The sequence below is a fragment of the Nocardioides jejuensis genome (assembly GCF_004337475.1).
GTDB lineage: Bacteria > Actinomycetota > Actinomycetes > Propionibacteriales > Nocardioidaceae > Nocardioides > Nocardioides jejuensis.
Genome location: NZ_SJZJ01000007.1, coordinates 22,675 through 42,211, shown reverse-complemented (window position 1 = coordinate 42,211; position 19,537 = coordinate 22,675). Strand labels below are relative to the sequence as shown.

Below are 19,537 nucleotides of genomic sequence, written 5' to 3'. Positions count from 1 at the left end.
GCTCACTCCGCCTGGCGTTGGGCGGCACCGATGACTGCATCGAGCAGTCCCGGTGCCGCCTGCGCGACGTCGTCGGACCGGAGTCGCTGGTGGATGGTGCCGTCGACGGTGAGCCGCTCGGTGATCCCGGCCTCGCGCAGGATCTTGAAGTGGTGGGCGGCGGTCGACTTGCCGATGCCGTCATAGAGGTTCTTGCACTGCGCCTCGCCACCGGCGCCGACGAGGCGACGCACCATCTCGAGGCGCACCGGGTCCTGCAGCGCTGCGAGCAGCTGCTGGATGCCGGCAACAGGAACGGCGACGTCGGCCTCCTGCGCCACGGGCTGTCCGTGCTCCGGTGTCATGCGGGTCACCTCGAATAAGGGTTTGACGGTCATCGAACCAGGCGTAGCGTAGGGGTTCGACGTACATCGAACCTACCGGAAGCAGGTACGCGGTGACGAGCGCAGCAGCCACACCCGGCATCGACGCGTTGTCCGGCACCCATGCAGACGCCCACACCGGGCAGCGCTGGGCGTACTCCCTGGTCCTCACCCTGACCGGCATCGCGCTCGGCGTCTCGGGCATGCCCGCCCCGCTCTACGGCATCTACCAGTCGGAGTGGCACCTGACGCCGCTCACGACGACGGTGATCTTCGCGGTCTACGCATTCGCGGCACTGGGTGCCGTCCTCGTCTCCGGCACGATCTCCGACGCCGTCGGACGCAAGCCGGTGCTCCTCGCCGCCACCGCGACGCTGGTCGTCGGCCTGGCGATCTTCCTGTTCGCGAGCAACGTCTGGATGCTGCTGATCGCCCGCATGCTGCACGGCGCAGCGGTCGGCTCGATCGTCGTCGCCGGCGCGGCCGCCCTGATGGACCTTCGCCCCGACCACGGCCGGCGCACCGGTCAGCTCAGCGGTGCGGCGTTCAACATCGGCATCACCGTCGCGATCCTCGCCTCGTCCGTGCTCGCGCAGTACGCCCCCCACCCGCTCCGACTGCCGTTCGTCGTGATCGGCGCGCTCGTCGTCACGATGGGCGTCGGCCTGCTCGGGCTCCGCGAGACGCACAGCGACCGCACGCAGGGCTCGCTCCGGATCGCCCGGCCGTCGGTGCCGGCGGAGATCCGCGGCGACTTCTGGTTCGCGGCGCTCGGCGTAATGGCTGCCTGGTCCGTGCTGGGCGTGCTGCTCTCGCTCTTCCCCACGCTCGCCGCCCAGAAGACCGGCGTCCACAACCTCGTCTTCGGCGGTGCCGTCGTCGCGGTCTCGGCTCTGGCCGCCGCACTCGTACAGCTGGCCGCCACCGATCTCGAGGCGCGTCGCTCGGCGCTCATCGGCGACCTGGGCATGGCGGTCTCCCTGCTGCTGACCATCCCGGCCCTGATCAGCCACAACCCGTACGCCGTCTTCGCGATGTCGGCGATCCTCGGCGCCGCCTTCGGGTTGAGCTTCGGCGGCTCCCTGCGCCACCTCTCGAACGTCGTCCCGGCCGACCGCCGCGGCGAGACCATGTCGGCGTACTACCTGCTGGCGTACTCGGCGATGGCGTTCCCGACGATCGGTGCGGGCTGGGCTGCGACGACCTGGGGGCTCGACGCGATCTACCCGTGGTTCGCCGCACTTGCCTCGGCGGCGTGCCTCGCGGCCGGCTGGCTCGGCGTACGGCCGGGGCGCTGACCTGCGGGTAAGGGTATCCTAAGCGACCGCACTCACGCGAGACGGGGGCACTGCGCGGGCTAGGATGCGGCCAGCCCTACCCATGGGTAGAACCGACTCGCAAGGAGCCGTCCCTCCATGTCTTTGATGCAGACCATCGCGGTCGTGGTGAGCCTCTCGTTCACCGTCGTCGCGGTTGCACTCACCACCCGCGCCGTGCGCGCGATGCTGAAGGTGATCCGTCAGGGTCAGCCCGCGCTGAACCGCACGGACCGTCCGATCGCCCGCGGCCTGAACATGCTGAAGGAGACCTTCCTCCACACGCGCATGTTCCAGATCTGGTGGGTCGGCGGCCTGCATTGGTTCGCCTACATGGCGTTCCTGGTGCTGTCGACCGCCGTCATGCAGGGCGTCGTGCAGCTCTTCTCGCCGACGTTCGCCTGGCCGATCATCGGCACCTTCTTCGGCTTCGAGTGGTTCTCGGAGTTCATCGGTCTCCTCGGCGCCCTCGCGATCCTCCCGCTGATCGCGTACCGCCTGACGCACCGCCCGAGCAACACCCCCTCGCGCAAGACGCGCTTCTATGGCTCCACGATGTGGCAGGCGTACTTCGTCGAGGCGATGGTCTTCCTCGAGTCGGCCGCGATCCTCTTCATCCGCGGCGCGGAGTACAACATGGCCAAGGCCATGGGCGGCGAGCACGCCGAGCACGCGACGGGCTTCCACTTCCCGCTCTCGCAGTACTTCTCGCACCTCTTCCCGACGTCGCACGACGGCGCCGAGGCGTGGGTCTTCGCGATCGCGATGTTCAAGGTCACCTCGGCCATGCTCTGGCTGATCGTCATCTCCTCGAACCTCACGATGGGTGTCGCCTGGCACCGCTTCACCGCGTGGTTCAACATCTTCTTCAAGCGTGAGTCCTCCGGCGGTACGGCGCTCGGTGGCCTCAAGCCGCTGACCTCCAACGGCAAGGCGATCACGCTCGACGACATCGACGACCTCGACGAGGACTCGGTGCTCGGCGTCGGCTCGATCAACGACTTCTCGTGGAAGGGCATCCTCGACTTCACGACGTGTACCGAGTGTGGCCGCTGCCAGTCGCAGTGCCCCGCGTGGCACACCGAGAAGCCGCTCTCCCCGAAGCTCATGATGATGGGCCTGCGCCAGCACGCGTACGACGTCGCTGCCGGCGTCGAGGGTGCTGCCGAGCGCTCGCTCGTCGGTTCGGTCGACCTCGACGGTGGCCACCTCGAGGACGCGCAGGACTGGTTCTACAACCCCGAGGGTGGCGACTTCGTCATCTCCGAGGACGCCCTGTGGTCCTGCACCAACTGTGGCGCCTGCGTCCAGCAGTGCCCGGTCGACATCGAGCACGTCGACCACTTCGTCGACATGCGCCGCTACCAGGTGCTCGTCGAGTCCAACTTCCCGGCCGAGCTCAACGGACTCTTCAAGGGTCTGGAGAACAAGGGCAACCCGTGGAACATGAACCCGAACGCCCGCATGGACTGGGCGCAGGGTCTCGACTTCGACGTCAAGGTCGTCGGTGACGACATCGAGTCGCTCGACGAGGTCGAGTGGCTCTTCTGGGTCGGCTGCGCCGGCGCCTACGAGGACCGTGCCAAGAAGACGACGCGTGCCGTCGCCGAGCTGCTCCACATGGCCGACGTGTCGTTCGGCGTCCTGGGCAACGGCGAGACCTGCACCGGTGACTCCGCTCGTCGTGCCGGCAACGAGTTCGTCTTCCAGGGTCTCGCGCAGCAGAACATCGAGACCTTCAAGGAGTTCAAGGTCAAGAAGGTCGTCTCGACCTGTGCGCACTGCTTCAACACCCTGAAGAACGAGTACAAGGACCTGGGCATCGAGCTCGAGGTCGTGCACCACACGCAGCTGCTCAACCGCCTCGTGCGCGAGGGCAAGCTGACCCCGGTCAAGACCGGCGAGGGTGCGCACCAGCGCTCCATCACGTACCACGACCCCTGCTTCCTGGGTCGTCACAACCAGGTCTACTCGCCGCCGCGTGACCTGCTGCAGATCCTTCCGGGTGCGGAGTACAAGGAGATGGAGCGGTCCCAGGAGAAGTCCTTCTGCTGTGGCGCCGGTGGTGCCCGCATGTGGATGGAAGAGACCATCGGCTCGCGCATCAACCTCAACCGCACGGAAGAGGCCGTCGGCACCGGTGCCGACCAGATCGCCGTCGGCTGCCCCTTCTGCCGCGTCATGCTGGCCGACGGCCTGACCAAGATGCAGGCCGACGAGACGGCCCGCACCGAGGTCGAGGTCCTCGACGTCGCGCAGATGCTGCTCGCTTCGGTCAAGGGCGAGGTCGCCACGAAGTACAAGCCGGGCGAGGCTCCGGTCGACGCTCCGGCTGCGAAGGCCGCCCCGGCTGAGGCTGCTGCTCCTGCTGCCGCTGCTGCTCCGGCCGAGGCTGCCCCGGCTGCTCCGGCTGCCGGCGGCTCGTCGCTGTTCGGTGACGCCCCCGCCGCTCCGGCCGCGCCGGCTGCTGGTGGCTCGCTCTTCGGTGACGCTCCGGCTGCTCCCGCCGCTCCGGCCGCGGGTGGATCGTCGCTGTTCGACGCTGCTCCGGCAGAGGCGGCCCCGGCGGGTGGATCGCTCTTCGACACCCCGGCTCCAGCCGAGGCTGCTCCGGCTGCCGGCGGTTCGCTGTTCGACACGCCTGCTCCGGCAGAGGCGGCCCCGGCCGCTCCGGCCGCGGGCGGCTCGCTGTTCGACGTCGCGCCGACGCCGGCCGCCGAGGCTCCGAAGGCGGAGGCCGCTCCGGCCGCTGACCTCGGTGCTGGCGGTTCGCTCTTCGACGTAGCACCGACGCCGGCTGCTGCCCCGGCCGCGCCGGCTGAGGCTGCTCCGGTTGCCGAGGCCCCGAAGGCGGAGGCGGCTCCGGCCGCCCCGGCCGCGGACCTCAGCGCTGGCGGTTCGCTCTTCGACATCCCGGCTGCCGCTCCGGCTGCCCCGGCCGCTGCCGCCCCGGCCGCGACCGAGGAAGCTGCAGCTGCTCCGGTCGAGGAGGCCCCTGCCGAGGTCGCCGAGACCGCGGCGGAGCCGGCGGCCGAGGCCGTCGTCGAGGCTCCTGTTGCTGCCCCGGCCGCTGCCCCTGCTGCGGCCCCGGCCGCTTCGGGTGCCGCGACCGCGCCGCGTACTGATGTCGACATCCACGGCGCTTCGTCGCTCTTCGACATCCCGTGGCCCGAGGGTGGCGCTCCGGCTGCCGCCGCGGCTCCCGCCGCCGCTGCTCCGGCCGCTCCGGTCGAGGCCGCTCCGGCTGCCGAGCCGGTCATCGAGGAGACCCCCGTCGCCGAGGCCGCTCCGGCCGAGGCTGCGGAGACGATCTTCGAGGCCGACGACGCTCCCGCGGCTCCGGCTGAGGAGCCGGTTGTCGAGGAGCCCGCGGCCGAGGCCCCCGCTGCGGAGGAGCCGGCCCCGGCCGCGCCCGCCGCGCCCGCGGAGGCCCCGAAGTCGAGCGGTGCGACGCACACGCCGCGCACCGACGCCGACATCCACGGAGCGTCGTCGCTGTTCGACCTCTGAGCAACAGCTAGACACGACGGCCGCTCGGTCTGACCGGGCGGCCGTCGTGCATTTCGGGTCAAAGTGCTCACCCGGGTGAAGATCTCGGCGGCCACACAGCCCACGGGGCGCCGAAGTCTTCACCGCGGCGAAGACTTCGGCGGACGCGCGGCCCAACAGCCACACCCGTACGAGCGGCCCTGTCGGCGGACGCGACTAGCCTTGCCGCCATGCCTCACTTCGAGAACTCGCGCAGCATCACGATCGACGCCGCCCCCGCTGCGGTCCACACCCACCTCGACGACTTCCACAACTGGACCGCGTGGTCGCCGTGGGAGGAGCTCGACCCCGAGCTCAAGCGCACCTACTCCGGCTCCGACAAGGGCGTCGGGTCGCACTACGCCTGGGTGGGCAACAACAAGGTCGGCCAGGGCTCCATGGAGATCACCGCGTCGACGCCGGAGCGGATCGACATCGACCTCGAGTTCCTCAAGCCCTTCAAGGCGAGCAACAAGACCGTCTTCACGCTGACCGCCGAGGGCGACGGCACGCGCGTCGACTGGGCGATGTCCGGCGAGCGCCCGCTGCTCTTCGCCATCCTCGGCAAGCTCTTCTTCGACAAGGCGATCGCCAAGGACTTCGACAAGGGCCTGGCCAAGCTCAAGGCCGCTGCCGAGGCCTGACCCGGCCCACCACGCACGGACGCCGCCGCCCCGAGATCGGGTGCGGCGGCGTCCTGCATGACCGGGCTCAGGAGCGCATCGCGACGCCGCGGCGCCAGTAGCCCATGAAGGCGACCTGGGAGCGGTCGAGCCCGATCTCGTTGACGAGGTAGCGACGCAGGCTGGTGACCATCGCGGACTCCCCGGCGATCCAGGCGTAGACACCCGGCAACACTGCCGCCGCTCCGCCCGCCAACGACTCCCCCGAGGACGAGTAGGCCGGGGTCTCCCACAGATCCGGGTCGATCTCGTCCTCGGCAGCCAGCGTCAGGGCAGCAGGCTCCGCCGCAGCTCGTACGGCGAGCCGCTCGGCCGCCGCGGCCAGGATCCGGGTCCCGTGCGCGGCGCCGTTGCGCGGCAGCCAGGTGACGACCATCCCCGCGGGCGCCTCCAGCTCCTGGATGTCCTCGGCCAGGGGGACCTCGAGGAAGACCCGTCCGACCGCCGTCGCGGGCAGGTCAGCGAGGATCGCGGCGATGGCCGGGACAGCGGTCTCGTCGCCGACCAGCACCATCTCGGTCATCGCAGCGTGCGGGGCGAACTCGATCCCGCCGAACGCCGCCCCTCGACGCGGGCCGACCAGCACGAGCCGGTCTCCCACCCGGGCAGCGCGGGCCCAGGTCGATCCCGGGCCGCACGGGGGTTCGTGGATCACGATGTCGACGACGAGGCGGGTCGCGGCACCTGATCCGGTCAGCGCCCGCACCGTGTACGTCCGCATCGGGCCGCGCTCCTCGACGGGGCGCTGGAGCCAGGTGCTCAGCCACGTCTCGTCCGCGCCCTCGAACGACGTCAGCTCGCCGGCGGCGTTCGGGAAGACGAGCTTGATCCGCTGGTCGAAGAGCGGCGACCCGTCCACACCGAAGTCGGCCAGGGCCGGGGAGGCCAGCTCGACCCGGACGAACGACGCCGAGAGCCGCTCGACGGAGGTCACCTCGACCTCGGTGAGGATCATCGGAAGCGCATGGGTGGCGAGCTGGCTCATGGTCGTCCCTCCTGGAAATGGGTCCGGCGGCCGTCACCGACACGAGGAAGAGCGGTGACGGCCGCCGGAGCGGTCGGGCGTGCCTGGTGGCGCAGGCGGTCCGTGAGTGCCCGACCGGAGTGGCACGACCAGTATGTAAGGTAAACCTTAGTTAGGCAAACCTAAGCAGGATCAGTAGGCGACCTGGAAGCGCTTGTTGACGTGCGCGCGGTTCTCGATCTCGTCGACGTACGCCTTCGCGTAGTCGGCTCCACCGATCTTCGACTCACCGGCGGCGTCGACCAGGAGCACGTCGTCGGAGGTGCGGTACGAGCCGGTCGCCGTGCCCTCGGCCCAGGCGCCGAAGACCGCGGCGGGCGAGACGTAGAACCAGTCCGCGTCACTGTCGTCAGCGCGCAGCGCGTCGAGCACGGCACCGTGCTGGAGGGCGACGCCCTTGTACTCCTCCGGGAAGTCAGGGGTCTCGACGAGCTGCGGACCACCCTCGGCGACGAGGGTCGAGCCGGCGCCACCGACGAAGCTCAGCCGGGCGCCACCGTCACGGGAGGCGCCGAGGAGGACCGGGAGCGCCTCGAGGATGCCGTCCGGCTGCGTGGCGACGACGATCTGGTCGTGGTCGGCAGCGAGCTGCTTGACGAACGCCTCGTCGCCGAGCGAGCCCTGGATGGCGCCGGGCGTCTCGGCGGAGCGGGAGACGATGGTGACAGCGTGGCCGCGGGCCTCCGCCTCGCGGGCGATGTGGCCGCCCGCGTAGCCGGTGCCGCCGAAGATTGCGATGGTGGTCATGTCGATGTCCTTTGCGCTGGTGGATCAGTTCCTTGAAGTGACACCAGTCTTGCTGGATTCGACCGTGGATTCACGGTCGCTGCGCGACCTACGATGGTGAATATGCGACACACCCCCATCGCCGCCGTCGGCTATCACCCGCCCGAGGGCAAGGCCGGCGAGGTGGAGGCCACCACGGTCGCCTCGATGCTCGAGCGCGGCGGCCCGGACGGATTCGTCGACGTCCAGCGACCCGAGTTCCACTTCCTCCTGCTCCCGACGTCCGGCCGCGGCACGCACATGCTCGACTTCGCCGACCACCCTCTGGAGCCGGGCTCCGTGCTCTGGGTCAGGCCCGGTCAGGTGCAGCGCTGGGGCAATGTCACGGCGTACGACGGGTGGGTGCTGATCTATCCCGCCGACCTGCTCGATCCGGTCACCGCGGAGCTGGTCCAGGCGAGCTCGCCCGCTGCGCCGTGCTGGTGGGCGCCCTCGGACGCCGCGGCCGCCGGCGTACCCGCGCTCGTGGAGGAGATCGCCGAGCTCGCCGACGACGACACCGTCCCGCGCGAGCTGCGCGGACCTGCCCTCACGCACCTGCTGTCGGCGATGCTGCTGCGACTCACTGCACAGGCCAGCACGCGTCCCGGCGCACCGAGCGGATCCGAGCCCTGGCTGGCGTTCCGCGAGCTGCTCGAGTCCGAGCACATGCGCCACCACGACGTCGCCTGGTACGCCGCCCGGCTGGGCTGGTCGCCGCGGACCCTGGCCCGTGCCACGAAGGCCGCGACCGGTCGGTCGCCGAAGGAACTGATCGACGAGCGGGTGCTGCTGGAGGCGCGCCGCCTGCTCGCGCACAGCGAGCTGAGCGTGGCCCGGGTGGGCGAGACCATCGGCTTCGACGACGCCTCGAACTTCGGGGCGTGGTTCCGCCTGCGCGCCGGCCAGACGCCGGCGGCGTTCAGGACCGAGGCGCGCTGACCCGGCGGGCCAGGACCCGGTCGAGCCGGGATGCACCGAAGGCAAGCGCCAGGAACAGCGCGGCGACCCCGACACAGGTCGCGAGCACGGTGGGATAGCCGTGGTTGTCGGCGTTGAGGAACGGGTAGGGGTAGAAGCCGGTCACTGCTCCGCGGGCCAGGGTGTAGCCGAGCCAGACCACCGGCGGCACCACCGCCCATCCCACATCCGCAGCCCGGACCCGACCCCGCGGCCCGACGACGAGCCACGCCGCGACGGCGAGGACCGGCACCGCCACGTGCAGGAGCTTGTCCGCCCACCAGTCCGCACCATCCAGCGACAGCAGCGGTCGGAGCAGCACCCAGTGCACGATCCCGGTCACCGTGATGCCGACCACGGCGTCGACGTACAGGACTCGCCCGAGCCGCGAGGTGAGCGGGTCGGACGATGCCGCGATGCTCCACGACGCACCGGCGACGAGGAGGTTCGACAGGATCGTGAAGTAGCCGAAGAACCGGAGCACCCGCTCCCCGCGACCCGGCGGGTCGACGTCATCGAGCACCGCGTGGCCCTGCCAGACCAGCCAGAACTGCAGGACGAGCGCGACGCTCGCCACCACGGCGACGACCAGGTGGCCTCGCCGCTGCATCCGGATCAGATCTCGGTGCGGTGGAAGTTCGCGAAGGAGCGCGACGCGGTCGGACCGCGCTGGCCCTGGTAGCGCGAGCCGTACTTCTCCGAGCCGTAAGGGTGCAGCGCCGCCGACGAGAGCTTGAAGAAGCAGAGCTGGCCGATCTTCATGCCCGGGTAGAGCTTGATCGGCAGCGTCGCGACGTTGGCGAGCTCAAGGGTCACGTGACCGGAGAAGCCCGGGTCGACGAAGCCAGCGGTCGCGTGCGTCAGCAGACCGAGGCGACCGAGCGACGACTTGCCCTCGACGCGCGCGGCGAGGTCATCGGGCAGCGTGACGACCTCGAACGTCGAGCCGAGCACGAACTCACCCGGGTGCAGGATGAACGGCTCGTCGCCCTCCACCTCGACCATGCGGGTCAGGTCCGACTGGTCGGCGGCGGGGTCGATCGCGGGGTACTTGTGGTTGTCGAAGACCCGGAAGAACTTGTCCAGCCGGAAGTCGATGCTCGACGGCTGCACCATCGCGGGGTCGTACGGCTCGATCTTGATCCGCTCGGCGTCGATCTCGGCGAGGATGTCACGGTCTGACAGCAGCATGACCGCAGATTAGTCGTACGCCGCCGGGCGCGGCGGGGTGCCCGGTGAGCGGGCAGTGTCAGAGCGCTTGCAGGGGCTCCTCGGGGATCACGTGGATCGGCACTCCGGCGATCGCACTGAGCTTCTCCTGGAGCTCGGGCGCCCGGTCTCCGAGCGTCTTCGGGTCGACGCCGAGCACCACGCCCGACAGGTCGCCGCAGGTGCCCGCAAACGTGAAGCTCGCGTCGACCTGCTTCTCGTACCTCTTGTCGAAGATCCGGTCCTGGGCCCTGGCCAGCTCACGCGATGAGTAGGGCGTCTCCTCCACCATCACCTCCGCTCCGTCGACCTTGGTGCCCGCGAGGGCAGCAACCTGCTTCGGCAGCGGAGCCTTCCACTGCACGAAGATCGCTCCGGCCTCGGGCCAGTACGCGAAGTCACCGTCGTCCGGCAGCCCGCGAAGTGCATGCCGCACGTCGTGCATCGGCTTCTCGAGTGCCCAGCCGAGCCCCTGCTCGACCAGTGCCTTGCGGTCCTTGCCGTCCCCGAACTCGGGCCCCATGTCGCGGCGGTAGACGTGGGTGACGCCACGGGGCACGAGCGACGCACGCGCCGCCGCGAGGTCGCCGTCGATGAAGCCGAGGAGGCCGAGGCGGGTCGGCTCTGCGAAGACGAGCCGCCATCCGGGGCCCGTGGCGCCACGCATCCACGCAGCAGCCTCCTCCTGCACACCGCGATCCATGATCGGCGGGACATGCCGCGTGAAGACCGGATGCTCCTCCGGGCACGAGAAGAGGGCCGCCTGCGAACGCGTCTCCGGCGGCGCGACGTGGACCGGGCCGCGGGGACGTTCGGGCGGCGCACCGGCGACCGTGCCGAACACCAGCGTCGCGAGCAGTCCACCAGCGACCGCGACCAGACCGACCCCGCGCCCCACACCCCGTTGACCCATGGCGGCATCATGAACCCATGACCTTCCACCGGTACGTCGCTTTGGGAGATTCGTTCACCGAAGGCGTCGGCGACGTCGACCCGACGCGACCCAACGGCCTCCGTGGCTGGGCGGACCGCGTCGCCGAGATGCTGGCGACCCAGTCCGACGACTTCGGCTACGCCAACCTCGCCATCCGCGGACGCAAGCTCCCGAAGATCCTCGAGGACCAGCTCGAGCCCGCGCTCGCCCTCCACCCCGACCTGGTCACGATCCACGGCGGCGGCAACGACGTCCTGCGCCCGCAGGTCGACATCGACGCGCTCGCCGCGACGTACGACGAGGCCATCGGCCGGCTCACGGCGACCGGCGCGCGGATCGTGCTGTTCACCATCGCCGACCCCGGGCTCAACCCGGTCTTCAAGCTGATCCGCGGGCGCGTGGCGATCTTCAACGAGTTCGCCCGCGAGATCGCCGAACGGCACGACGCGACCCTCGTCGACATGTGGCGGATGCGCGGCTGGAAGGTCTCCGAGATCATGGACGTCGACCGCCTCCACCTCAACGCGGCCGGCCACCAGCTGATGGCCATCTCCGTGCTCGACGCCCTCGGCGTACCGCACGGGCTGGAGCCGCTGCCGATCACCGCACCCGACGTGTCGACAACCCGCGCCGCCCTGCGCACCAACGCGGTGTGGGTGCGCGAGCACGCCGTGCCGTGGGTCGGCCGTCGCCTGACCGGCAAGTCGTCCGGCGACGGCATCGACCCGAAGCGCCCCACGCTGGAGCCGATCAAGTAGGCTCCCGACCGTCCCGCTCGCGGGGCACGCGGATGTAGCTCAGTTGGTAGAGCGCGACCTTCCCAAGGTCGATGTCGCGAGTTCGAGTCTCGTCATCCGCTCCATGTCTGTCCTGATCGCTGGCTGCGGAGACCTCGGCACCGAGGCCGGTCTCCGGTACGCCGCCGCCGGTCACCACGTCACCGGCTGGCGCCGCTCCCCGGACAAGCTTCCCTCGGTGATCAACGGGGTTGCCGCCGACCTGCGCGTCGCCGCGCCGACCGTGCCGGCCGACACCACGATCCTGGTGATCGCCCTGGCCGCCGACGGCCACGACGAGGACGCCTACCGGTCGGCGTACGTCGACGGCACGGCGCGCGTCCTCGACGCGCTGGATCGCGACGGTGTGACTCCGGGCCACGCGCTCTTCGTCTCCTCGACCGCGGTCTACGGGTCGCTCTCCGGCGACGTCGACGAGACGTCCCCGACGGAGCCGACGGCTTTCAACGGCCGGGTCATGCTCGAGGCCGAGCAGCTCTTCCTCTCCCGGCTCGCGGGGTCGGGCACGACCGCGACCGTGCTCCGGCTCGGAGGCATCTACGGCCCCAGTCGCACCCGCCTGCTGGACCTGGTCCGGACCGGGACGGCCACGATCCCGACGCCCGACCGGCGTACGGCGCGGATCCACCGGGACGATGCGGCCGCGGCGATCGTGCACCTGACCACGACCGACGCGCAGGGAATCTTCCTCGGCGTCGACGACTCCCCCGCGCCGTACGGCGAGGTGGTCCGCCGGCTCGCCGGTGCCATGGATGCCCCGACGCCACAGCAGGCCGAGAAGCCCAGTGCCCGCGGTGCCGACCGCGCCTGCTCCAACGCACGGCTGCGCGCGACGGGCTGGGCGCCCGCGTTCCCGACGTACGCCGAGGGGTATCGCGCAATCCTCGCCGGAGTCGGCGCGCGCCACCCCTGACCGCCGGTGCATGATCTGCCCATGACCTTCACCGGCTTCCCGACCGCGGCCCTCGACTTCTACGACGACCTCGAGGTCGACAACACCAAGTCGTTCTGGGAAGCGCACAAGGCGGTCTACAAGGAGTCCGTCGAGGGGCCGATGAAGGCGCTGACCTCTGCCCTGGAGCAGGAGTTCGGCACGGCGAAGGTCTTCCGGCCATACCGCGACGTGCGGTTCGCGAAGGACAAGACGCCATACAAGACCGCACAGGGAGCCTTCGTCGGCAGCGCCGCGGCCACCGGCTGGTACGTCGAGGTCTCGGCGCGCGGCGTCCGCACCGGCGCCGGCTTCTACGAGGCGAGCAGCGAGCGGATGGCGGCGTTCCGCGAGGCCGTCGCCGACGAGAAGAAGGGCGCGCGGCTCGCCTCGATCGTCAAGGGTCTCGAGGCGGAGGGTTTCGAGATCGGCGGCGAGACGCTGAAGACCGCGCCCCGCGGCTACGACAAGGAGCACCCGCGGATCGAGCTGCTGCGGCACAAGCAGCTCTTCGCCGGCCGCCAGCTCGGCTTCGAGCCGGTCATCCACACCGCCGAGCTGCTCGACGTGGTCCGCGAGGACTGGCGCAAGGTGCGCCCCCTGGTCGACTGGCTCGCTGCGCTCTGACCCCTGCGCCGCCCGGCGACCTGCGGGCCTGCCCGGAGAAAGGGGGAACCCCCGACCGTGGCGGGCCTGGCGGGAGGCTGCGAGGCACGAGCAGCCGGATGCTAGGTCGGGGGTCCCCCTTTCGCAGGGCGGGTCCGCATCAGCGCGGGGCGGGACAGGTCACACGCAGACACGGTGTCCGTTTTCGTGGCGTTCACCCCACGGCCCCCGATCGGTGCGACGCTGGCCCCATGGCCAAGAACCACGCCTTCCTGCTCGTCGGCCCCACGATCCCCGACGCCGACGAGCTCCACGACGTCCTGCTCCGTGAGGGCACGCTGCTCGCGGACGCCGCGCTCACCACGCCGGACGTGACGCAGGCCGACCTCTACCGCTCGGGCGTCGAGGTCCGGCGCACCCACAAGGACGAGGGCCTCAGGCGCAAGGACGTCGAGGGCAGCTTCGCCCGCGTCGTACGCCGGGCCGAGAAGCGCAAGGCTGCCGTTCTCTTCGGCAGCGACGCGTACGCCGGAGCCGACGAGGACCAGCGGTCGCTGCTGCTCGACGCGATGAGCGGGTTCCGCACCCACGTCGTCATCACCGCGGACCGCGGCGCTGCTGGCCTCGACGACCTGATCGATGGCTGGGCCACGCAGGTGAAGCCGAGCCGGCTGCACGTGCTGACGCTCGAGGAGGGCGAGACCCTCGAGTCGCTGCTGGCCCGCGTGGTCGAGCTTGCGCGGGTCACGCGCGAGGCCGACCTGGAGAAGCGGATCGTGAAGCTGAAGAAGAAGCGCTCCGCGCTCAAGGAGCAGCTCGAGGAGATCCGCACGTCCTGAGGGGTGGCGCGCACGTCACCCTCTGCAAAACGACGCGCGAGCGCGCCTCGTTTCGAGATCAGTGCGGCTGCCAGGCGTCTTCGTCGGCAGTGCGGCGGGTGACCTCGTCCGGCAGCTCGCGGCCGGCGAGGGAGGCGATGGTGACCTTCTCGAAGACGTCGCGCAGCGATGAGCGCGCGGCGATCCAGACGTGCTGGAGCACGTCGGCCTTCTCGTTGTACGTGACCGCCTCGGGGCGCAGGCCGTAGACGGAGACGAGCGGACCGTCGACCGCGCGGATGACGTCGGCGATCGTGACCGTCGACGCCTCGCGCGCCAGGCGCCACCCGCCGGACTGGCCGCGCTGCGACACCACGATGTCGGCGCGGCGCATGTCGGCGAGGATCGCCTGGAGGAAGCCGTGCGGGATCTCCTGCAGGCGGCCCAGCTCCTCGGCGCTGACCGGGCGCGCGTCGTCACGCGAGGCGATCTCGATGAGCGCGCGCAGGGCGTAATCGGACTTGGCGGAGACTCGCATGCCGGCATTGTCGCAGCAATCGCTTGACTTTGTGGGAACGCAGCGTGGCCCAGATCATGCAGCCCGGGATCTTGCACGGCGTGACACGGCGTTGCATCATTTTGTTACTGGCGAGTAATGCGCCGATCTTCCCACTCTCCACGCACCCCAAAGGTGAATCAGTGAGCCACTTCAAGAGCAACCTCCGCGACATCGAGTTCAACCTGTTCGAGGTCTTCAAGATCCAGGACTACATGGACGCTGCCGCGTTCTCCGGATTCGACCAGGAGACCGCCACCGAGACCCTCAAGGAGATCGAGCGGATCTCGCGCGAGGACATCGCCGACTCGCTGATCGAGGCCGACCGCACCCCGCCGGTCTTCGACCCGGCCACCAACACGGCCCCCGTCCCGGCGGCGTTCAAGAAGGCCTACGACGCCTACATGGAGTCGGGCTTCTGGGCCATCGGCCTGCCCGAGGAGATCGGCTGCCAGCCGGCTCCCGCGACCGTCGTCTGGTCGGCCGCCGAGATGATCCTCGGCGCCAACGCTCCGCTGTACATGTACTCCGCGGGCCCGTTCTTCGCCTCCGTCGTCTTCCACAACGCCAACGGCGTGCAGCGCGACATCCGCATCGCCGAGCTCATGGTCGAGAAGCAGTGGGGCGCCACCATGGTCCTCACCGAGCCCGACGCGGGCTCCGACGTCGGCGCGGGCAAGACCTTCGCCACCGACAACGGTGACGGCACCTGGAACATCTCCGGCGTGAAGCGCTTCATCACCAGCGCCGAGTCGGACCTGCAGGAAAACATCATGCACCTCGTCCTCGCTCGCCCGAAGGGCATCGAGGGCGTCGGTGGCCCGGGCACGAAGGGCCTCTCGCTCTTCCTCGTCTCGAAGTACCACTTCGACCTCGAGACCGGTGAGCTCGGTGCCCGCAACGGCGCCTACGTCACCAACGTCGAGCACAAGATGGGCATCAAGGCCTCCAACACGTGTGAGGTCACCTTCGGCGACCCGCAGATCGGCGGCGGCGAGCCGGCCGTCGGCTACCTCCTCGGCGAGGTCCACGACGGCATCCGCCAGATGTTCGACGTCATCGAGAACGCCCGCATGCTCGTCGGCACCAAGGCCATCGGCACCCTGTCCACCGGTTACCTCAACGCGCTCGAGTACGCCAAGCAGCGCGTGCAGGGTCCGGACCTCTCGCAGGCCGCGGACAAGAACGCCCCCAAGGTCACCATCACGCACCACCCCGACGTCCGTCGTTCGCTGATGACGCAGAAGTCGTACGCCGAGGCCATGCGCGCCCTGTACGTCTACACGGCGTACTGGAAGGACCAGGTCCTCATCGGTGGCGAGAACGCCGAGCTGGCCGCGAAGATCAACGACCTGCTCCTCCCGATCGTCAAGGGCTACGGCTCGGAGAAGGCCTGGACGCTGCTCGGCACCGAGTCGCTCCAGACCCTCGGTGGCTCCGGCTTCCTGCAGGAGTACCCGATCGAGCAGTACATCCGTGACGCCAAGATCGACACCCTCTACGAGGGCACCACGGCGATCCAGGGCATGGACTTCTTCTTCCGCAAGATCGTCAAGGACCAGGGCACGGCCCTCGGCCACCTCCAGGCCGAGATCCAGGCGACCGTCGACAACGGCTCGACCGAGCTCAAGGTCGAGCGCGAGCTGCTCGGCGAGGGCCTGGCCACCGCCGGCGAGCTCGTCACCCTGACGGTCAACGACCTGATGAACGCGATGAACGAGATCAAGTCGATCTACAAGGTCGGCCTGAACACCTCGCGCGTCCTGATGGCGCTCGGTGACGTCGTCTGCGCCTGGCTGCTGGTCCGCCAGGCCGAGGTCGCGCTGGCCGCTCTGGCCAACGGTGCCTCGGAGAAGGACAAGGCGTTCTACGAGGGCAAGGTCGCCGCGGCGAAGTTCTTCACCGCGCAGGTCCTGCCGAAGATCGCCGCCGAGCTGGAGATCGCCAAGGCGACCACGCTCGACATCATGGAGCTGTCCGAGGACGCCTTCTGATCCATCCGGTGATCGACTGAGCGCGCGAGCGCCCCGATCGAGATCCAGCCCGACGCCCCGGTTGCCCCTGGCAGCCGGGGCGTCGCGCATTTCTGCCACCCGCTGTCGGTGCGCGGGCGCATGATGTGCGCATGGGGACTTCCGTCGTACGCCGCACCGCTGCCGCGCTCGTGGCCGTCACCGTCGTCGGCAGTGGTCTCGCGGCCTGCTCGGACGACGCGAAGAAGGTGCAGATCGGTCCGCCGACCGACCTCGCCGCAGCCGCCTCGACTCCCCGGCCGGACACCGTCTACCCGCAGTTCGGCAACGCCGGCATCGACGCGCGCTACTACGCGGTCGATGTGACGTGGGATCCCGACAAGCGGCAGCTCACGGGCGTCGAGACGATCACGTTCCGACCCACCGCCAACCTCAAGCGGGTCGTCCTCGACTTCGGCAGCGGGTTGCACGTCAACCGGGCGGAGATCGACGGGGCATCGGTCCCCGACGACCACGAGGCCGACAAGCTGATCCTCACCGCACGGGTCGACAAGGGCGTGGACTCCGTCCTGCGACTGGAGTACTCCGGGAGCCCGGCGGCGGCTGACGCCCCGACGGACCGCGGGTCGCTGGCGTACCTCGGGTGGAGTTCCGCGAGCAACGGCGAGGTGACCTCGATCCAGCAGCCCTACGGCGCCTTCACCTGGATGGCAGTCAACGACACCCCGTCGGACAAGGCGTTCCACGACGTGACGCTGCGCGTCCCGAAGGGCTGGGTCGGAATCTCCAACGGCGCGCTCGCCTCGCGGTCCACCTCCGGTGGCCAGACGACGACGTCGTGGCACGGCAGCGCGCCGGCAGCGCCGTCCGCGATGACCGTCGCGATCGGCCCCTACACCTCGACCACCGCGAAGACCGGCTCGGGCACGCCGATCACGACCTGGGTGCACGACGGCGACGACGTCTCGGCCAGCGCGCTGACCGTGCTGCCCTCACTCGTCGACTGGCTGGAGAAGCAGCTCGGTCCCTACCCCTTCGCGACGGTCGGTGCCGTCGTCATCCCGGGCGAGGCCGGCTCGGACACGCAGGAGACCCTGACCGTGCCGACGACGGCCGACAGCCGCTCCCCCGCCGCGCTCGTCGACCAGCTCGCCCACCAGTGGTGGGGCAACGAGGTGACGCCTGCCGACTGGCACGACCTGTGGATCGCCGAGGGCATCCCCTGGCTGGTCGCCGACGGCGACTGGCGCGTCGCGAAGACGGACACCCCGTGGGACTACATCACCTCCAGCTGGCGCGAGGCCGACGGGCTGAACCGTCGCCACTCCGGCCCTCCCAGCCACTTCGCCCCGGGCAACTTCGGCCCGGCCAGCGTCGACTACGGCAGCGCGTTGATGTGGCAGGGCCTGCGGACGCAGATCGGCGACGAGGAGTTCGCGAAGGTGCTGCGCGGGCTGCCGAAGGCGTTCGCCGGCCGCAGCGTCACCCGGGCGGAGGTCCTCCGGTGGGTGCGCACGGAGACCGGTGTCGACATGACCGCGTCCGCGGCCCGCTGGCTCGACGGCACGACCACGCCCCGCAACTAGTCTGACCCGCGTGACCGACCGACTCACCGCGCCTGGCCTCATCAGCGACCTCCTTGACGACGGCTCCTGGACCAGCTGGGACGCCGCGCCCGAACGCGGCGGTCTCGACCCGGCGTACGTCGAGGAGCTGGAGCGCGCCCAGCAGAAGTCCGGTCTCGACGAGTCGATCCTGACCGGCCGCGGCACCCTCGACGGCATGCCCGTCGCCGTCATCGCGGGCGAGTTCTCCTTCCTCGCGGGCTCGGTCGGACGCGCTGCCTCCGACCGCCTCGTGGCGGGCATCGAGCGCGCCACCGCCGAAGGCCTTCCGCTGGTCGGCCTGACCTGCTCGGGCGGCACGCGCATGCAGGAGGGCACGCCGGCGTTCGTGCAGATGGTGCGGATCGGCGCCGCGCTCGCCGCGCACCGTGCGGCAGGTCTGCCGTACGTCGCCTACCTCCGCAACCCGACCACCGGCGGCGTCATGGCGACCTGGGGCTCCCTCGGTCAGATCACGTACGCCGAGCCGGGCGCGCTCGCGGGCTTCCTCGGTCCGCGCGTCTACTCCGCGCTGTACGGCGAGGAGTTCCCTCCCGGCGTACAGGTCGCGGAGCACCTTGCCGAGGTGGGTGTCATCGACGGCGTCGTCGCTCCCGCGGACCTGCGCGAGCGACTCGCAACGGTGCTGCGCGCGCTGACGCCAACACCTGCTTCCGGCGAAACCCGGGACTCAACCGGCGAAAACCCGGGACTCGACGTGGAGACCTGGGACGCGATCACCCGGACCCGACGGGCCGACCGGCCCGGCGTCCGCGACCTGCTGGCAACTGAGGCGACGGACGTCGTCGAGCTGTCCGGCACGCAGTCCGGCGAGGTCGCGGCGGCGCTGCTGCTCGCCCTGGCGCGCATCGGCGGCCAGCCCTGCATCGTCGTCGGCCAGGACCGGGCTGCGGAGGCTGAGGGCCACAAGCTCGGACCGGCTGCTCTGCGGGTCGCCCGGCGCGGCTTCGCGCTCGCCGCCGAGCTGCGGATCCCCGTCCTCACCGTCATTGACACCCGGGGTGGTGAGCTGTCGGCTGCCGCCGAGGAGGGCGCCATGGCGGGCGAGATCGCCCGCTGCCTCGGCGACCTGGTCACCTGCGGTGCGCCGACGCTGAGCCTGATGCTCGGCGAAGGCAACGGCGGCGCGGCGCTGGCGTTCCTGCCGGCGGACCGGATCGTCGCCGCCCAGCACGCCTGGCTCTCGCCGCTACCTCCCGAGGGCGCCTCCGCGATCGTCCATCGTGACACCGACCACGCCGCCGAGATGGCGACGGCGCAGCAGGTGCTCGCCATCGGGCTCGCCGAGCGCGGCGTCGTCGACCGCGTCGTTGCCGAGCTCCCTGATGCTGCAGACGAGCGCGACGCGTTCCTCGCGCGGCTCGGCGGCGTACTGGCTGAGGAGCTGGCCCGCGTGCACGCGCAGGGCGCCGGTTCGGCGTCCGCCCGGGCCGCCCGCTACGCCTTCTGA

General features: G+C 70.4%; 18 protein-coding genes and 1 tRNA gene. 12 read left to right on the top strand and 7 right to left on the bottom strand.

Features of this window, described 5'->3' with window-relative positions; all coding sequences use genetic code 11:
• Positions 1-2 precede the first annotated feature (2 nt).
• Positions 3-344, bottom strand: coding sequence for an ArsR/SmtB family transcription factor (locus EPD65_RS06055; RefSeq protein ID WP_131582265.1), 342 nt, complete (start codon positions 342-344; stop codon positions 3-5).
• 92 nt (positions 345-436) lie between these two features.
• Between EPD65_RS06055 and EPD65_RS06050 the strand changes: the two genes are divergently transcribed.
• From EPD65_RS06050 to EPD65_RS06040, 3 genes are all read left to right on the top strand, one after another.
• Positions 437-1,660, top strand: a complete 1,224-nt coding sequence (locus EPD65_RS06050; RefSeq protein WP_243640470.1) for an MFS transporter — start codon at positions 437-439, stop codon at positions 1,658-1,660.
• Positions 1,661-1,777: 117 nt separating this feature from the next.
• The gene (locus EPD65_RS06045) at positions 1,778-5,188 is read left to right on the top strand and encodes a (Fe-S)-binding protein (RefSeq protein WP_243640469.1); all 3,411 of its coding nucleotides are present in this window, start codon (positions 1,778-1,780) and stop codon (positions 5,186-5,188) included.
• Between the two features lie 209 nt (positions 5,189-5,397).
• Positions 5,398-5,850: an SRPBCC family protein gene (locus EPD65_RS06040; RefSeq protein WP_131582264.1), complete on the top strand. Its 453-nt coding sequence runs from the start codon at positions 5,398-5,400 to the stop codon at positions 5,848-5,850.
• A 67-nt stretch (positions 5,851-5,917) separates the two neighbouring features.
• Here EPD65_RS06040 and EPD65_RS06035 read toward each other — a convergent pair whose 3' ends face one another.
• Positions 5,918-6,874: a siderophore-interacting protein gene (locus EPD65_RS06035; RefSeq protein ID WP_243640468.1), complete on the bottom strand. Its 957-nt coding sequence runs from the start codon at positions 6,872-6,874 to the stop codon at positions 5,918-5,920.
• Between the two features lie 171 nt (positions 6,875-7,045).
• Positions 7,046-7,660 (bottom strand): NAD(P)-dependent oxidoreductase, encoded by a 615-nt coding sequence (locus EPD65_RS06030; RefSeq protein ID WP_131582263.1) that lies wholly within the window; start codon positions 7,658-7,660, stop codon positions 7,046-7,048.
• A 102-nt stretch (positions 7,661-7,762) separates the two neighbouring features.
• Here EPD65_RS06030 and EPD65_RS06025 point away from each other — a divergent pair, with 102 nt between their 5' ends.
• The gene (locus EPD65_RS06025) at positions 7,763-8,620 is read left to right on the top strand and encodes a helix-turn-helix domain-containing protein (RefSeq protein ID WP_131582262.1); all 858 of its coding nucleotides are present in this window, start codon (positions 7,763-7,765) and stop codon (positions 8,618-8,620) included.
• Here the strand turns inward: EPD65_RS06025 and EPD65_RS06020 are convergent.
• From EPD65_RS06020 to EPD65_RS06010, 3 genes are read right to left on the bottom strand one after another with little or no spacing between them, the layout of a single operon-like run.
• Positions 8,601-9,248 (bottom strand): Pr6Pr family membrane protein, encoded by a 648-nt coding sequence (locus tag EPD65_RS06020; protein WP_131582261.1) that lies wholly within the window; start codon positions 9,246-9,248, stop codon positions 8,601-8,603. The genes EPD65_RS06025 and EPD65_RS06020 overlap by 20 nt on opposite strands.
• 5 nt (positions 9,249-9,253) lie before the next feature.
• Positions 9,254-9,829 carry a dCTP deaminase gene (gene dcd / locus EPD65_RS06015; RefSeq protein ID WP_131582260.1) on the bottom strand — a complete coding sequence of 192 codons (576 nt, stop codon included), beginning with the start codon at positions 9,827-9,829 and terminating at the stop codon, positions 9,254-9,256.
• Between the two features lie 58 nt (positions 9,830-9,887).
• On the bottom strand, positions 9,888-10,760 hold the full coding sequence (locus EPD65_RS06010) for a hypothetical protein (RefSeq protein ID WP_131582259.1): 873 nt from the start codon (positions 10,758-10,760) through the stop codon (positions 9,888-9,890).
• A gap of 17 nt (positions 10,761-10,777) precedes the next feature.
• Between EPD65_RS06010 and EPD65_RS06005 the strand changes: the two genes are divergently transcribed.
• From EPD65_RS06005 to EPD65_RS05985, 5 genes are all read left to right on the top strand, one after another.
• Positions 10,778-11,539, top strand: coding sequence for an SGNH/GDSL hydrolase family protein (locus EPD65_RS06005; RefSeq protein WP_131582258.1), 762 nt, complete (start codon positions 10,778-10,780; stop codon positions 11,537-11,539).
• A gap of 28 nt (positions 11,540-11,567) precedes the next feature.
• Positions 11,568-11,643, top strand: a tRNA-Gly gene (locus EPD65_RS06000).
• A complete protein-coding gene (locus EPD65_RS05995) occupies positions 11,643-12,491 on the top strand; it encodes an NAD-dependent epimerase/dehydratase family protein (RefSeq protein WP_131582257.1) in 849 nt (282 codons plus the stop codon). The genes EPD65_RS06000 and EPD65_RS05995 overlap by 1 nt, the downstream gene beginning before the upstream one ends.
• Positions 12,492-12,512: 21 nt before the next feature.
• Complete coding sequence (locus EPD65_RS05990; protein WP_131582256.1) at positions 12,513-13,136, top strand: DUF2461 domain-containing protein; 624 nt, start codon at positions 12,513-12,515, stop codon at positions 13,134-13,136.
• A gap of 230 nt (positions 13,137-13,366) precedes the next feature.
• Complete coding sequence (locus tag EPD65_RS05985; protein ID WP_131582255.1) at positions 13,367-13,954, top strand: hypothetical protein; 588 nt, start codon at positions 13,367-13,369, stop codon at positions 13,952-13,954.
• 58 nt (positions 13,955-14,012) lie between these two features.
• Here the strand turns inward: EPD65_RS05985 and EPD65_RS05980 are convergent, their stop codons facing one another.
• Complete coding sequence (locus tag EPD65_RS05980; RefSeq protein WP_131582254.1) at positions 14,013-14,471, bottom strand: RrF2 family transcriptional regulator; 459 nt, start codon at positions 14,469-14,471, stop codon at positions 14,013-14,015.
• 161 nt (positions 14,472-14,632) lie between these two features.
• Between EPD65_RS05980 and EPD65_RS05975 the strand changes: the two genes are divergently transcribed.
• From EPD65_RS05975 to EPD65_RS05965, 3 genes are all read left to right on the top strand, one after another.
• Positions 14,633-16,483, top strand: coding sequence for an acyl-CoA dehydrogenase (locus tag EPD65_RS05975; protein ID WP_131582253.1), 1,851 nt, complete (start codon positions 14,633-14,635; stop codon positions 16,481-16,483).
• 131 nt (positions 16,484-16,614) lie between these two features.
• Positions 16,615-18,048, top strand: coding sequence for a M1 family aminopeptidase (locus EPD65_RS05970; RefSeq protein WP_131582252.1), 1,434 nt, complete (start codon positions 16,615-16,617; stop codon positions 18,046-18,048).
• Between the two features lie 10 nt (positions 18,049-18,058).
• Positions 18,059-19,537: a carboxyl transferase domain-containing protein gene (locus EPD65_RS05965; RefSeq protein ID WP_131582251.1), complete on the top strand. Its 1,479-nt coding sequence runs from the start codon at positions 18,059-18,061 to the stop codon at positions 19,535-19,537.